General features: G+C 68.4%; 14 protein-coding genes. 5 read left to right on the plus strand and 9 right to left on the minus strand.

What is annotated here, in order from left to right; translation table 11 throughout:
- The first annotated feature begins 214 nt into the window (after positions 1-214).
- From Q9235_RS13190 to Q9235_RS13200, 3 genes are all read left to right on the plus strand, one after another.
- A complete protein-coding gene (locus tag Q9235_RS13190) occupies positions 215-715 on the plus strand; it encodes a pilus assembly protein N-terminal domain-containing protein (protein ID WP_306227988.1) in 501 nt (166 codons plus the stop codon).
- Positions 716-915: 200 nt separating this feature from the next.
- Positions 916-1536, plus strand: coding sequence for a TadE/TadG family type IV pilus assembly protein (locus Q9235_RS13195; protein WP_306227989.1), 621 nt, complete (start codon positions 916-918; stop codon positions 1534-1536).
- A gap of 5 nt (positions 1537-1541) precedes the next feature.
- A complete protein-coding gene (locus Q9235_RS13200) occupies positions 1542-2147 on the plus strand; it encodes a TadE/TadG family type IV pilus assembly protein (RefSeq protein ID WP_306227991.1) in 606 nt (201 codons plus the stop codon).
- A gap of 113 nt (positions 2148-2260) precedes the next feature.
- Here Q9235_RS13200 and Q9235_RS13205 read toward each other — a convergent pair whose 3' ends face one another.
- From Q9235_RS13205 to Q9235_RS13215, 3 genes are all read right to left on the minus strand, one after another.
- A complete protein-coding gene (locus Q9235_RS13205) occupies positions 2261-2791 on the minus strand; it encodes a retropepsin-like aspartic protease family protein (protein WP_306227993.1) in 531 nt (176 codons plus the stop codon).
- Between the two features lie 130 nt (positions 2792-2921).
- A complete protein-coding gene (locus Q9235_RS13210) occupies positions 2922-3842 on the minus strand; it encodes a ribokinase (protein ID WP_306227995.1) in 921 nt (306 codons plus the stop codon).
- A complete protein-coding gene (locus Q9235_RS13215; protein ID WP_306227997.1) occupies positions 3839-4735 on the minus strand; it encodes a 2-dehydro-3-deoxygalactonokinase in 897 nt (298 codons plus the stop codon). The genes Q9235_RS13210 and Q9235_RS13215 overlap by 4 nt, the downstream gene beginning before the upstream one ends.
- Before the next feature lie 189 nt (positions 4736-4924).
- Between Q9235_RS13215 and Q9235_RS13220 the strand changes: the two genes are divergently transcribed.
- Positions 4925-5809 carry an aldose epimerase family protein gene (locus Q9235_RS13220; RefSeq protein ID WP_306227998.1) on the plus strand — a complete coding sequence of 295 codons (885 nt, stop codon included), beginning with the start codon at positions 4925-4927 and terminating at the stop codon, positions 5807-5809.
- A 3-nt stretch (positions 5810-5812) separates the two neighbouring features.
- Here Q9235_RS13220 and Q9235_RS13225 read toward each other — a convergent pair whose 3' ends face one another.
- From Q9235_RS13225 to trpA, 6 genes are all read right to left on the minus strand, one after another.
- A complete protein-coding gene (locus tag Q9235_RS13225; RefSeq protein WP_306228000.1) occupies positions 5813-6505 on the minus strand; it encodes a L,D-transpeptidase in 693 nt (230 codons plus the stop codon).
- 132 nt (positions 6506-6637) lie between these two features.
- On the minus strand, positions 6638-7480 hold the full coding sequence (locus Q9235_RS13230) for an aldo/keto reductase (protein WP_306228002.1): 843 nt from the start codon (positions 7478-7480) through the stop codon (positions 6638-6640).
- A gap of 14 nt (positions 7481-7494) precedes the next feature.
- A complete protein-coding gene (locus Q9235_RS13235) occupies positions 7495-7917 on the minus strand; it encodes a hypothetical protein (protein WP_306228004.1) in 423 nt (140 codons plus the stop codon).
- 17 nt (positions 7918-7934) lie between these two features.
- On the minus strand, positions 7935-9257 hold the full coding sequence (locus tag Q9235_RS13240; RefSeq protein WP_306228005.1) for a bifunctional folylpolyglutamate synthase/dihydrofolate synthase: 1323 nt from the start codon (positions 9255-9257) through the stop codon (positions 7935-7937).
- 141 nt (positions 9258-9398) lie between these two features.
- Positions 9399-10298, minus strand: coding sequence for an acetyl-CoA carboxylase, carboxyltransferase subunit beta (gene accD, locus Q9235_RS13245; protein ID WP_306228007.1), 900 nt, complete (start codon positions 10296-10298; stop codon positions 9399-9401).
- A gap of 104 nt (positions 10299-10402) precedes the next feature.
- A complete protein-coding gene (gene trpA / locus Q9235_RS13250) occupies positions 10403-11248 on the minus strand; it encodes a tryptophan synthase subunit alpha (RefSeq protein WP_306228009.1) in 846 nt (281 codons plus the stop codon).
- 78 nt (positions 11249-11326) lie between these two features.
- Here trpA and hrpB point away from each other — a divergent pair, with 78 nt between their 5' ends.
- Complete coding sequence (hrpB, locus tag Q9235_RS13255) at positions 11327-13831, plus strand: ATP-dependent helicase HrpB (protein ID WP_306228012.1); 2505 nt, start codon at positions 11327-11329, stop codon at positions 13829-13831.
- The last annotated feature ends 2 nt before the right edge of the window (positions 13832-13833 follow it).

Raw genomic sequence — 13833 nt, forward strand, 5'->3', positions numbered from 1 at the left:
GCTGACGCGAGTTTTTCTCAGTTAACAAGGGGTTTAGTCGATCCTGTAAGGGCGATTTAGTTTCTCGAGGCGTGACGGTAATCGCTTGGTCGCGTCGTTATTCCGCTGCGGCATAGTGTGTTCGGCTGCATGAGATCGCTGTTCGCCGCGAGCTTAGGATTTGATTCATCATTTTGGGCTTCATTGAAGGGGTCGCAAAGCTTGAGGCGCCGCCATGTTGATCATTCGTGCTCCTGAAGGGCGCCGTCGGCTGACCCACTGGGTGGCCGCGACAGCTCTCGCGATCACCGTGGGCGGCACTGCCATCGCCGCGTCGCCACGTGCGAAATCCGAAAGCGTGATCGTCCTCGTCGACCACGCCAAGGTGGTTCGCCTGCCCGAGAAGGCTCAGACGGTCATCGTCGGCAATCCGGCCATCGCCGACGTGGCCGTGCAGCGTAACGGCGTGATGATCGTCACCGGAAAGAGTTTCGGCGTGACCAATCTGATCGCGCTGGATGCCAGCGGAACGCTCCTGGCGGAATCGATGGTGCGGGTCAGTGCGGACTCCGACGCGGTCCTGACGGTCCAGCGGGGCATGAATCGCGAAAGCTATGCCTGCAACCCGGATTGCCAGCCCTCGGTCCAGTTGGGCGATACACCGGACCATTTCACGGGTGCCGCCGGGCAGGCCGCAGCGCGCAATGCGCTCGCGACGGGCAGTGGACGGAACTAGGACGGCCTCTGCCGCCGAAGCCCCGTATCAGGTACGCGCGCGAGGCCGCATCCGCGTGGCGTTCATGATGAGCGAAAGCTTAACGTCGATTTCGGCTGGCCGGCGGCTGCCCTAACCGATCTGAAATTCTTTTGCCGTAGGGATTTCTGGCCTGGGCCGAAACTCGACGAGGCAAATGGATGTTCGAGCGCACGAAAAACATGCCTCTGCCGACTGGCGGGTCGCAACGCCGACGCCTTCGCTGCCTGCTGCTCCGGCGCTTCCGCCGTTCCCAGGATGGCGTCGCCGCGGTGGAGTTCGCCTTCGTCGCCGCGCCGTTCTTCGCCCTCATCTTCGCGATCATCGAGACGGCCTTGATGTTCTGGACCAACCAGGTCCTGGAGGAATCGCTGTCGCAGGTCTCCCGTTCGCTGGTCACGGGGCAGTCGAGGACCCTCTATACCGGAGCCACCGGCGCGGTGAACGCGAAGAAATTCCGGGACAACATCTGTGCCGTCGCGCCGATGAAGCTGATCGACTGCTCGAAGCTCTACGTCGATGTCAGGATCTATAACAGCTTCTCCGCCGCGAGCTCCGGATCGTCCAGCAGCAACCCGATTGCGGGCGGCAATCTGAACACCACCGGCTTCACCTATGTCCAGCCGCAGGGCAACGACATCGTCGTCGTGCGAGCCGTGCTCGACTACAGGCTTTTCCTGACGAGCTGGGCTTCCGTCGCGCTGGCCAATCTCGGCGAAGGCCGTCGCGGCATCGTCGTCAGCATGGCTTTCCGGGCCGAACCTTTCGTCACTTCGGGCGCGGCACCGGCGGCAGGGTCTTGATGGGAATGACGCGCATGCGGAAAAATGGGAACCTGCGCGCCTGGCGTCGCTTCGGCAGCGACCGGAAGGGCGTGGCGCTGGTCGAGTTCGCCATGCTCCTGCCAGTGATGCTCATCGCCTATGTGGGGATGACGGAGGTGGTGACGCTTGTGATGATCAACCGCAAGGTCACCCAGTTGACCTCGGCTCTCAGCGATCTCACGTCGCGGACCCAATCTGTTTCGCCGACCGACATCAAGAACATCTTCAGCGCCGCCGAGACGGTCATGATGCCGTATCAGGACGGCAAGCCCGTGATGGTCATCACCAGCCTCGTCGTTGATGCGGCGGGTGTCGCCCGGGTCTGCTGGAGCAGCAGCTCGGACAACGGCGCGCCGCTGGCGCGGGGGACCACGCAGGTTATTCCTGCAATCTATCGGACGCCGACCACGTCGGTCATCATGGCAAGTGCGAGCTACAAGCACACGCCGACCATCGGCTATGTCCTGACGGGGACGTACACGCTCGGCAACAGCCCGATCTACACGCGGCCGCGCAACGGGCTGCCTGCCGGCACCTTGAACATCGAGCAGGTGAAGCGAACCGACGCCAACGCCTGCCCGACCTTCTGAGCTGCGCGGCCGGGTTTGTTTGTCGCAGCCGCCCGGAACGCCTCCGGGCGTCGGGCTTCGCCTCGTCCATGTTCGCTTCCCGCAGAAGCTATGCCGCGGATCGAGGCCGGCTCTCAGCCGCGCAGCACCATCCGCCCGGTCTGGACCTCGTAGCCCAGAAGCTTGCTGAGGAAGGAGTTGCCCAGCAGGCTCATCGAGAGCGCGCCGGGCGGCAGCACGACGGCATCGACATTGCGCACCACGATATCGCCCAGCCGGATCTCCCGCAGCATCGCACGGAAGCCGGTGACGGTGCCGTTGGCAGTGCTGAGCCTGACCCTGTTGCGCGTCGAGAGGTCGTCGGTGATCCCGAGCGCGCGCGCGTCGGCGGCGGTCAGCGCGACGATGCTGGCGCCGGTATCGACCATCATCTTGATGCGGTAATTGTCGACCGAGGGATGCACGATATAGTGCCCGCGATAATCGGCCGCGACGGCGAGCGTCGTGGGCACGCGCGATCCGGGCGCCTTTTGCGGGCTTGCGGCGACCGCGACGGCAGGCGCTTCGTCCACCAGGCGCGGAGCGAGCCAGTGCGTGTAGGACAATGCCCCGATGGTCGCGGCACCAGCCACGCTCAACGCCCAGGCCAATGGTGATGTCGTCACGGCCCCCTCCGGTCCTGCCGGTGTTTGCAGGATGCGGAAGAGAGCCCTGACGAAGCGTGAACAGGTCGCACGCATTTGCGTGCAACCGGAATGTGAGAGCCGGAGGGCTGCCGACAGGCTTAATCCGGGCTTACCGGCCGGGCGCGCCGGCAAGCGTGGCGGCCAGCGCCGCGATCTCGGCGGCGCGGGGAATGCTCGGCTGAGCTCCGCGCCGCGTGCAGGCGAGCGAACCGGCGGCGAGACCGTCGCGCAGGGCCGCTGGCATGGTCTTGCCGGCCGCAAGCGCGGCCGCGAAGGCGCCGGTGAAGCTGTCTCCCGCCGCGACTGTATCGACGACGGCGACCTGCGGGGCTTCGAGCCGATGACGGGTGCCGTCGATCCAGGCGACGACACCGGCTGCTCCCAGCGTCGCGATCGTGGCAATGCGCCGCTCGCCGTCGAGCCGGCGCGCGATCGCATCCGGATCGCGATCCGGCCAGCCGAGTGCCTGTGCGAGCACCGTCGCCTCGTGCTCGTTGACGATCAGCATGTCGAGCTCGGCGAGCAGCGCGGCCGAGGGCGCCTCGGCGGGAGCGAGGTTGAGGATCACGCGTCCGCCGGCCCGCTTCATCGCGCGGGCGGCCTGCAGGCAGGCTTCCTCGGGAACCTCGCGTTGCAGAAGCAGGATATCCTCCGCCGCGAGCACGAGCTGCCGCAAGGCATCCGGCCGCACCGCGGCATTGGCACCGGCTGCGACGATGATCTGGTTGGCGCCCTCGCGATCCGTCGCGATGAAGGCGGCGCCGGTCGGCTCGTCGACATGTGCGACATGATCGAGATCGACGCCCTCAGTGGCGAGCAGGGCCAGCGCGGTATCGCTGAACCTGTCCCGCCCGGTCGCGCCGACGAGCACGACATCCGCGCCGGCACGGCGGGCCGCGAGCGCCTGGTTCGCACCCTTGCCTCCGGGATGCAGGGCATAGCCCGGCCCGAGCACGGTCTCGCCCGGTCCCGGCAGGCGCTCGACCGGCGTCACGAGGTCGATATTGATCGAGCCGAAGACGACGATCATGCCGGAAGATCGGCCGCGAGCCGCCGGATGCCGGCAACGAACGCCGCCTCGGGCGAGACGAGCTGGATGCTGTGTCCCCGTGCCCGCAGGCCGGCGCCATAGCTCTCGGCCAACGGGCCGTCCGCGACGAGATGGACCGTCTGGCCCTTGCCGAACAGGGCCTCTGCTCCGGCGATCTCCTGCCCGACCAGCAGCGCCGAGAGATAGGGCCCGACCGCGCCGCCCGCCATCCGGCCGGCGAGAACCTCGGTCCGGGCGGCGAAGGCAGTATTGAGCAGTCCACCCGCCCTGCCTGCGGCGGCACGGCCACGCGCGGCACCGTCCGCCGCATCCGCTTCCGAAGGCGCTTCGGCCAGCCGGGCGAGGATCGAATCATTGCGCAGCAGCCCGTAGATCTCGCCGGTCATGAAGCTGGCGAAGCGGGTGATGCGGCCCTGCCTGATCTCGGCCCATTTCGAGTGCGTACCGGGCAGGCAGGCGATGCCGTCGTCGAGGCCGAGCCCGACGATCAGGGTCTCCTCGCCGCGCATCACGTCGAAGGCGCCGTCGTCGCAGCTCAGGCCGGGCAGGATGGTCGCCGACGTCGCGGCATCGAGCTCGGCCCTGATCGCAGCGCCTGCGATCTCGGCCGGCGAAGCCGGGCAAGGGACATAGCGCGCCTCGATCCAGCCGTTGCGGCTGCCGACCATGCCGGCGAGCACGATTGCGGCATCGGGCGCCGCCTCGCGGAAATCGCCGGCGAGCTCGGCGAAGGCTTCAGGATAGCCGCCCGCCGGAACCGACTGGATGCCGCGATCGGCGATGCGCCGCTCCAGCACCTCACCCGTCTCCGAGATCAGGAAGGCGCGCGCGCGGGTCGTTCCCCAGTCGAGCGCGATCAGAGGTTTGGGCATGGCAGAATCCGAGGCGGCAACACATGGATGGACTGCTGCGTATCCGACCGGACAAGCGGCGATCCAGGCGCGCGACTGTCTCTGCCATGTCCGGTCCGGTCAAGAGCCGGGCCTGAGAAGCCTTGTGCAAGGTATGACTTCCCGGCAACCCTGCGGATCGCGATCACGCGGACGAATCGGACCAGCCGGATGCTCGAACTGCAAGCGGGCGGCCTCGACGCCGTCATCCATCCCGACAAGGGCGGCATCGTCTCGTCGCTGAGCTGGCGCGGGCCGGATGGGCGCCGCCATGACCTGCTCTATCCGCCCGCCGGGCGGCAGCCGGGCACGGCCTCGCCGAACTTCTTCGGGACCTGGGCACTGCTGCCCTTCGCCAACCGCGCCTTCGGCTGCGTCGTCGACGATGGCGAGCAACGCTTCCTCGTCCCGCAGAACGATCCGGGCGGGGCGATCCACGGCTTCGGCTGGCAGGCGGCCTGGGATGTGCTGGAGTATGACCGTGGTCATACCGTCCTCGAACACCGTCGTACCGAGGGCTCTGACCCCTACCGCTACCGGGCGCGGCAGGACGTCATCCTCGACGATGCCGGTATGACCATCCGGATGGCGATCACCAACGAGGCGCAGACGGCACTACCGTTCGGCATCGGCCACCATCCCTGGTTTCCCTGCGCCGCCGATACGCGCCTTGTCATGCGCAGCACGGGCGCGCTCATCTTCGGCGAAGCCTTCCGCGCGACCGGCCAGCAGGCCTTCGCCGATGGCGGCCCCTATGCCGAGGCCCATCCCTTCCGGGCGGAGACCGTGACCGCCTGGAGCTTCCTCGGCTGGGACGGCACGGCCCGGATCGAGACGCCCTCGACCAGCCTCGCCATCACGCTGACTGCTAGCGACAATCTCGACTGCCCGGTCGTCTGGGCACCGGCGGGCGCGGATTTCCTCTGCGTCGAGCCGCAGAGCCATGCGATCGGCGCACCGAGCGAGCCGCCGGCGCGCGCCGCAGCGCCGCTCAAGCGCCTGGCGCCGCGCGAGACGCTGGAAGGCTGGCTGAGGATCGCGCCCGAGGCGCTCTAGCGCTCAGCGCCAGCCGTAGCCGCTCGGGTAATAGGGCTGGTAGCCATAGGCGCCGGCCGGCAAGGCAGGGCGCAGCAGGATCTGGCCGCGCGCTGCTTCCCAATCGCCGCCGCGGCGCTGGGCGACGCTCGTCGCCTGGCTGTGCTGCTTTGCCTTGGCGATCTTATGCTTGGACGGCGCGGCTTTCGCGATCTTCTGCTTGGACGGGCCCGCCTTCGCGATCTTCGCCTTCGACGGCGATGAGGCCTTGGCGAAGCGCGAGAGATTGTCGGGCGCCGCGCCGTTGAGCGCGATCCGGGTCTGGCTGGAGCCATGCTTCTTCACCAGTGCGAAGAGCTTGGCAGCATTGGCCGGGTGCAGGCGGATGCAGCCATGCGAAGCGGGGCGGCCGAGCGCGCCGACGGCCGTCGTGCCATGGATCGCGTAGCCGCCGCGGAAGAACACGGAATGGGGCATCGCACCGCCGTATTTGCGCGAATACCAGTTCTTCTCGAGCCGGGTCGGCCGGTAGACGCCGTTGGGCGAGCGGAAGCCCTTGCGGCCGGACGAGATCTTCCAGTCGTAGACCTCGCCGTCGGTGGTGGTCACGGTCATGCGCTGGGCGGGGATATCGACCCTGACATCGACGCCGGCATGGGCGGCGCCGGCGAAGGCCGACAGGAAAAGAACGGCCAGGATGCCGAGAACGCCACGCATCACACTCACTCCGAAAGACGCTACTGCTGAATGAGGCGTTGTCGAGCTCTGGTGGCCGCCGCCCTTGACTCTAGGAAAGCGCCGACGGCCCCGGCTTGTAAAGCCGGAAGGCGGAACGTGGTTTCCGGTGGCTCAGATCATCGGCAGCGAGGCCGGCTTGCGACCGCGCGGAAAAGCCGCGTCGATCCGGGCGATTTCGGCTGCGGAGAGCGTCAGGCCCAGCGCGCCGGCATTATCCTCGACATGGGCGACCCGGCCGGCCTTCGGGATCGCGAAGACGCTGTCGCGCCGCGTCAGGAAGGCGAGCGCGACTTGCCGGGGCGTTGCGCCATGGCTTGCCGCGATCTCGGCCAGAGCCTTGCCCGGCGCGCTGTCGGCAGCCGGAAAATCGTCATGGCCGAAGGGGCTGTAGGCGGTAACGGCGACGCCGTTCTGCTCGCACCACGGGATCACCGCATGCTCGATCGCGCGCTCGCGCAGATGGTAGAGTACCTGGTTGCAGGCGATTCTGCCCTTGCCGGCGGCGGCGAGCGCCTCGTCGAGATCGTCCTCGTCGAAATTGCTGACGCCCCAGGAGAGGATCTTGCCCTCCTGCTTCAGCGTCTCGAAGGCGGCGAAGGTTTCTTCAAGGGGGTGCGGACCGCGCCAATGCAGCAGGTAGCAATCGAGCCGGTCTGTCCTGAGATGCTTCAGCGAGCGCTCGCAAGCGGCCTGCACGCCGCGCCGCGAGGCGTTATGCGGCAGCACCTTCGAGACCAGGAAGACCTCGTGGCGCCGGCCTGCGATGGCCTCGCCGATCAGGGCTTCCGAGCGGCCGTCGCCATACATCTCGGCGGTGTCGATATGGTTCAGTCCGAGGTCGAGCCCGCGACGGAAGGCGGCGATCGCCTCGCGCCGGTCGCCCTGCTCGCTATACCAGCTCCCCTGGCCGATCGACGGGACGAGCGGGCCCGAGGCCCCGAAGCGGCGCTGCATGAAGCTTCCTCCAGCTAATCGACTGTGATCTCGAAGCGCTCGTAGCGGATTTCGCCGTTGTCGTAGCGGATGCGCACGAGGAAACTGTCGGCCCCGCGATAGCCGCGTTTCGAGGTGTATTCGAAGGCGAGCGATGGCCCGACCTTGCCGTTGCAATGCCGGAAGGGCCCCGGCCCGTATTCGGCCTCGGCCTTACGGGTCGCCAGCCGGACCTTGCCGTGCCGGGGCGGTTCGGTCAGCACGCCGCTCGGGCGCGGAACCGGCCGGCAGCGCTCGTCCATGGTCATGAAGGTCTTCTGCAGGAAGGTGCGCTTGCCGGATGCGACCCGCTCCGTGCCTTCGACTTGCCCGGGCGCGGTTCCCTCGGTCGTGACGCAGCCACCGAGCATGCCGCAGAGCAGGGTGGCGCCGACGACGATCAATCCGGGAACGGGCATGGCTTTCTCCCGATGCTCTATGTCGGCGGCGTGCCGTTATCCGAGAGCACTTCGCCCGCGAGATAGAGCGAGCCGCAGATCAGGATGCGCGGCGGCACGGGCCAGTCGCGTGCCGCGATCGTTCGCAGAGCCTGCTCGACCGAACTGGAGACCTCGGCGACAAGACCGGCGCTGCGGGCGGCTTCGGCGACCTCCTCGGCCGGGCGCGCGGCCAGCGAATTATGGATCGGCACGGCATAGAGCCCCTGCGCCAGCCCCTTGAAATGGCGCAGCGTCGCGGCTGCGTCCTTGGTCGAGAGCAGGCCTGCGATCATCACCAGCGGCGCCGGGTTGCGATCATCGAGATCGGCCATGGCCTGGGCGAGCACGCGCCCGCCATCGGGGTTGTGGCCGCCGTCGAGCCAGAGCTCGGCGCGATCAGGCACGATCTCGGCCAGCGCGCCGCGCGACAGGCGCTGCAAGCGCGCCGGCCAGTCGGCATTGCGCAGGCCGTCCTCGAAGGCTTGCGTCGGCAGGGCGCCGTAGCCGGCGGCCCGCAACGCCGCGATCGCGGTGCCGGCATTGATATGCTGGTGCCGGCCGGACAAGCGCGGTAGCGGCAAGTCGAGCAGACCGTCATGATCCTCGTAGACCAGCCGCCCGCCGGCCTCGTGGACGTTGAAATCCTGCGCGCCGATCAGGATTCTCGAGGCGCCCGCGCGCTCGGCCGCGGCTTCCAGAACCGCGGTCGGCTCCGGCTCCTGCGGCGCGATCACGGCCGGCGCGCCGCGCTTGAAGATGCCGGCCTTCTCGCCGGCGATCTTGGTGACGGTGTCGCCGAGATATTCGGAATGATCGAGCGAGACCGGTGTCACCACCGTGCAGGCGGGATGGGCGATCACGTTCGTCGCGTCGAAGCGCCCGCCGAGCCCGACTTCCAGCAGCAGCACATCGGCGGGGTGTTCGGAGAAGAGCAGCAGGCCGGCGGCCGTGGTCATCTCGAAGAAGGTGATGGGATCGCCGGCATTGATCGCCTCGCAGCGTTCCAGCGCCTCGACCAGCTTGTCCTCGTCGACGAAACGCCCGCCGCCGGGCGCACCCAGCCGGATGCGCTCATGGAAGCGCACCAGATGCGGCGAGATATAGACATGGACGGAGAGGCCGGCCGCTTCGAGGATCGCCCGCATGAAGGCGATGGTCGAGCCCTTGCCGTTGGTACCGGCGACATGGATCACCGGCGGCAGCTTCTTCTGGGGGTCGCCGAGCTTTTCGAGCAGCGTGAGGATGCGGCCGAGCGAGAGATCGATCAGCTTGGGATGCAGCGCCATGAAGCGCGCGAGCAAGGCGTCGGAAGACCCCATGGCGTGACGGCCCCCAGCCGCGAACGAAAGCATTTTCGAGCGAAGTGGGTACCGGTTCGCGTGAAGAAAATGCGTCAAACTAGAAGATTAAAGCAGTTCCGCGATTCGGAGAAACGCGGAGCTGCTTTAACTCAGGCCGTCTTAGACTGCTTCGGCGACCGGACGTGCCGCTGCCGGTGCCTCTTCCTTCACGGACGGCTGCTTGGTCAGCAGGCGGCCGAGCCGGGCGAGCGTTTCCGGCAGGTCGCGGCGATGCACGACCATGTCGACCATGCCGTGATCCTTGAGATATTCCGAGCGCTGGAAGCCGTCGGGCAGCTTCTCGCGGATGGTCTGCTCGATCACGCGCGGGCCGGCGAAGCCGATCAGCGCGCCGGGCTCGGCGATATGGATGTCGCCCAGCATCGCGTAGGACGCGGTGACGCCGCCGGTCGTCGGATTGGTCAGCACGACGAGATAGGGCAGGCCGGCCGCGCGCAGGCGGCGAACCGCGACCGTCGTGCGCGGGAGCTGCATTAGCGAGAGGATGCCTTCCTGCATGCGCGCGCCGCCCGATGCCGCGAAGACGACATAGGGCGTCTTCTTGTCGAGCGCAGTCTCGGCGCCCTTCACGAAGGCTTCGCCGGCGGCCATGCCGAGCGAGCCGCCCATGAAGTGGAAATCCTGCACGGCCAGCGTCATCGGCAGGCCCTTGACCCGGCCATAGCCGATCTTGAAGGCGTCCTGCATGCCGGTCTTGGCGCGGGCGTCCTTCAGCCGGTCGACATAGCGCTTCTCGTCGCGGAACTTCAGCGGGTCGGCCGCGACCTCCGGCAGGGCGACGTCGAGCCACTTGCCGTCGTCGAAGGTCAGGCGCAGACGCTCCGGCGCGGTGACGCGCATATGGTGCTCGGAGCCGGGGATGACGTAGCCATTGGCCTCGACATCCTTGTGGAACACCATCTGCCCGGAATCGGGGCACTTGATCCAGAGGTTCTCCGGGCTCTCGCGCTTGAACAGCGTCTTGATGCGCGGCCGGACGACTTCGGAAATCCAGTTCATCGGATGAATCCCTGATGGGCTTGCGGCGCTTGCGCGCCGTCACGCCGAAAATGGGGTCGCGCCTGCCGGCGGGCAAGCAGCGCGACCATTTAACGAAACCGGGCTCAGGCCGCCTTGGCGACGGAGCGGATGCCCTGGGCGAGTTCGCTGACCAGCGAGGTGACAGCCGAAACCGTCTTTTCCGTGGCCTTGCCCTGATCATCGAGCGAAAGGCGGACGCGCTCGACAAGGGCCGAGCCGACGACGACGCCGTCCGCCCGCTTGGCGATGGTGGCGGCATCCTCGGCCGTCTTGACGCCGAAGCCGACCGCGACCGGCAGGTCGGTATGACGCTTGATCCGCGCGACGGCATCGCCGACCGCGCCGTAATCGGCGATGGCGCCGCCGGTCACGCCGGTGACCGAGACGTAATAGACGAAGCCGGAGGTGTTCTGCAGCACCTTGGGCAGGCGCTTGTCGTCGGTCGTCGGCGTCGCCAGGCGGATGAAGGAGACGCCGGCCTTCAGCGCCGGCAGGCAGAGTTCCTCGTCCTCTTCCGGCGGCAGGTCGACGACGATCAGGCCATCGATGCCGACGCGGCGGGCATCCGTCAGGAAGGCTTCGACGCCATAGGCCCAGATCGGGTTGTAATAGCCCATCAGCACGATCGGCGTGTCATGGCCGGCCTTGCGGAAGCTCTCGACCATGGCGAGCGTCTTGCGCAGGGTCTGGCCGGCCTTGAGCGCGCGCTGGCCGGCAAGCTGGACCGGGATGCCGTCCGCCATCGGGTCGGTGAAGGGCACGCCGAGCTCGATCACATCGGCGCCGGCTCCGGGCAGGGCTGCGAGGATCGCGCTGGAGGTCTCGAAATCGGGATCGCCGGCGGTGACGAAGGTCACGAGCGCCGCCCGGCCCTCGCGGGCGCAGGCCTGGAAGCGGTTCTGGATGCGGGTCTGGCCGGTCTCAGTCATGCCGCAGCGGTTAGCATGATGAGCGCCGGCTGGCGAGTGGCTTGCGCGTAGGGCGCACCTGCGCCACATCGGCCGGGCATGCGCGCCTTCGACACGCCACTTCCGATCGACGCCGTCCTCGGCGATCTCGCCGCCGCCCTGCGGGCGCGGCCGAACGCCGTTCTGGTCGCCCCGCCCGGCGCCGGCAAGACCACGCGCGTGCCGCTCGCCCTGCTCGACGAGCCCTGGACGCTGGCGCGCAAGCTGATCGTGCTCGAACCGCGCCGTCTCGCGGCGCGCGGCGCGGCGAACCGGATGGCGCAGACGCTGGGCGAGCGGGTCGGCGAGACGGTGGGCCTGCGCGTCCGCCTCGGCTCGAAGATCGGCCCGAAGACGCGCATCGAGGTCGTCACCGAAGGCGTCTTCGCTCGGATGATCCTCGACGATCCCGCGCTGGACGGCGTCGCCGCCGTGCTCTTCGACGAGTTCCACGAGCGCTCGCTCGATGCCGATTTCGGCCTGGCGCTGGCGCTCGATGCGCAGGGCGGCCTGCGCGATGATCTCCGCATCCTCGTGATGTCCGCGACGCTCGACGGCGCCCGCGTCGCAAAGCTGCTCGGCGATGCTCCGGTGATCGAGAGCGAGGGCCGCGCCTATCCCATCGAGACGCGCTATCGCGGCCGCGACCCGCTGAAGCGCATCGAGGATCAGGTCACCGAGACGGCCCTGCTGGCGCTGAACGAACAGCCGGGCTCGCAGCTCGTCTTCCTGCCCGGCCAGGGCGAGATCCGCCGCGTCGAGGAGCGCCTGCGCGAGAGATTGCGCGATCCGGCCGTCGAGATCGCGCCGCTTTACGGCGCACTCGACCAGCGCGAGCAGGACCGTGCCGTGCTGCCGGCCCCAGTGGGCAAGCGCAAGATCGTGCTCGCGACGGCGATCGCCGAGACATCGCTGACCATCGAGGGCGTGCGCGTCGTGATCGATTCCGGCCTCGCCCGCGTGCCGGTCTACGAGCCTGATATCGGCGTGACCCGACTGGAGACCCGTCGCGTCAGCCGCGCCGCCGCCGATCAGCGCCGGGGCCGCGCCGGCCGCACTGAACCGGGCGTGTGCTACCGGCTCTGGGAGGAGGCCGCGACCGGGGCGCTCGAAGCCTTTGCCCGACCGGAAGTCCTCTCGGCTGATCTCAGCCCGCTGCTGCTCGATTGCACCGCGTGGGGCGTGGGCGATCCGACGACGCTGTCCTTCCTGGACCCACCGCCCGCGCCTGCGCTCAAGGAGGCCCGTGCGCTATTGAGCAATATCGGCGCGCTCGATGGCGATGGCCGGATCACGCCTGATGGACGCGCCCTGCAGGCGCTGCCGCTGCCGCCACGGCTCGCCCGCATGGTGGTATCTGCCGCGCGCTTCGGACAGGCGGATGCGGCCGCTGACCTAGCCGCCGTGCTGGTCGAGCGCGGTCTCGGCGGCGATGCTATCGATCTCGCTGAGCGGTTGGAACGCTACGGCCGCGAGCGCGGCGGCCGGGCCGGCGACATGCGCCGCCTCGCCGAAGGCTGGGCACGCACCGCCGAGCGCAGCATCGGCAAGGATCGGGCCACGGCCGACGAAACCCTCTCTCCCGGCCTCTTGCTCGCCTTCGCATACCCTGACCGGATCGCGAAGGCCCGCGCGCCGGGTTCCGGCCAGTATCTCCTCGCCAATGGCAGGGGCGGCGCGCTTGAGCCGTCGCAGCGTCTGGCGCGCGAGCCCCACATCGTCGTCGCGGAGATGACCGGTTCGGCCCAGCAGGCCCGCATCATGGCCGCCGCCACGATCAGCGAAGCGGAGATCGTGACACTCGTCTCTCATGGCCTGGCACCCTTCAGCATCGCGGAACGCGAGGAAGCGAGCTTCGACCGCACGGCGCGCGCCCTGCGCGTTCGGGCCGTGCGCCGCTATGGCGCGCTTTCGCTGTCGGAACGGCCGCTATCGGTCGCGGATACGTCCGAAAATGCCGAGACGCTGGCCAAAGGGATAGCGGCTCTCGGCATCGACCTCCTGCCCTGGACCAAAGGACAGAGCCAGTTGCGCGAGCGCGCCGCTTTCCTGCGCAAGGCCGAGCCGGAGGCCGGTTGGCCCGACCTGTCCGATAAAGGCCTGTCGCAAGACCCGGAACTCTGGCTGGCGCCCCATCTCCTCGGCCGCGCCTCGCTTGCGGCCATCCAGCCTTTCGATCTCGATTCGGCGCTGGCGAGCCTTCTGCCCTGGGAGATGAAGCGCCGGCTCGATCAGGAGGCGCCGACCCATTTCACCGCGCCGACCGGCTCTGCGCTCGCGGTCGACTATGCCGCCGAGGCGGGGCCGACGATCTCCGTCAGGGTGCAGGAACTCTACGGCCTCGCGACGCATCCGGCCTTGGCCGGCGGGCGCGTGCCGCTCGTGCTGGAGCTGCTCTCGCCGGCGCATCGGCCGATCCAGGTCACACGCGACCTGCCGGGCTTCTGGCGCGGCTCCTGGGCTGCCGTGAAGTCCGAGATGAAGGGCCGCTATCCCCGCCATCTCTGGCCGGACGATCCCGCTGCGGCACTTCCGACGACGCGGGCGAAGCCGAGAGGGACCTGAAG

This window comes from Bosea beijingensis, from assembly GCF_030758975.1.
Classification (GTDB): domain Bacteria; phylum Pseudomonadota; class Alphaproteobacteria; order Rhizobiales; family Beijerinckiaceae; genus Allobosea; species Allobosea beijingensis.

Bases quoted from the DNA above. Each gene is read 5' to 3' on its own strand.
- Q9235_RS13190 (WP_306227988.1), top strand. From the start codon at position 215: ATGTTGATCATTCGTGCTCCTGAAGGGCGCCGTCGGCTGACCCACTGG.
- Q9235_RS13195 (WP_306227989.1), top strand. From the start codon at position 916: ATGCCTCTGCCGACTGGCGGGTCGCAACGCCGACGCCTTCGCTGCCTG.
- Q9235_RS13200 (WP_306227991.1), top strand. From the start codon at position 1,542: ATGACGCGCATGCGGAAAAATGGGAACCTGCGCGCCTGGCGTCGCTTC.
- Q9235_RS13210 (WP_306227995.1), bottom strand. From the start codon at position 3,842: ATGATCGTCGTCTTCGGCTCGATCAATATCGACCTCGTGACGCCGGTC.
- Q9235_RS13215 (WP_306227997.1), bottom strand. From the start codon at position 4,735: ATGCCCAAACCTCTGATCGCGCTCGACTGGGGAACGACCCGCGCGCGC.
- Q9235_RS13220 (WP_306227998.1), top strand. From the start codon at position 4,925: ATGCTCGAACTGCAAGCGGGCGGCCTCGACGCCGTCATCCATCCCGAC.
- Q9235_RS13225 (WP_306228000.1), bottom strand. From the start codon at position 6,505: ATGCGTGGCGTTCTCGGCATCCTGGCCGTTCTTTTCCTGTCGGCCTTC.
- Q9235_RS13230 (WP_306228002.1), bottom strand. From the start codon at position 7,480: ATGCAGCGCCGCTTCGGGGCCTCGGGCCCGCTCGTCCCGTCGATCGGC.
- Q9235_RS13235 (WP_306228004.1), bottom strand. From the start codon at position 7,917: ATGCCCGTTCCCGGATTGATCGTCGTCGGCGCCACCCTGCTCTGCGGC.
- Q9235_RS13240 (WP_306228005.1), bottom strand. From the start codon at position 9,257: ATGGGGTCTTCCGACGCCTTGCTCGCGCGCTTCATGGCGCTGCATCCC.
- accD (WP_306228007.1), bottom strand. From the start codon at position 10,298: ATGAACTGGATTTCCGAAGTCGTCCGGCCGCGCATCAAGACGCTGTTC.
- trpA (WP_306228009.1), bottom strand. From the start codon at position 11,248: ATGACTGAGACCGGCCAGACCCGCATCCAGAACCGCTTCCAGGCCTGC.
- hrpB (WP_306228012.1), top strand. From the start codon at position 11,327: ATGCGCGCCTTCGACACGCCACTTCCGATCGACGCCGTCCTCGGCGAT.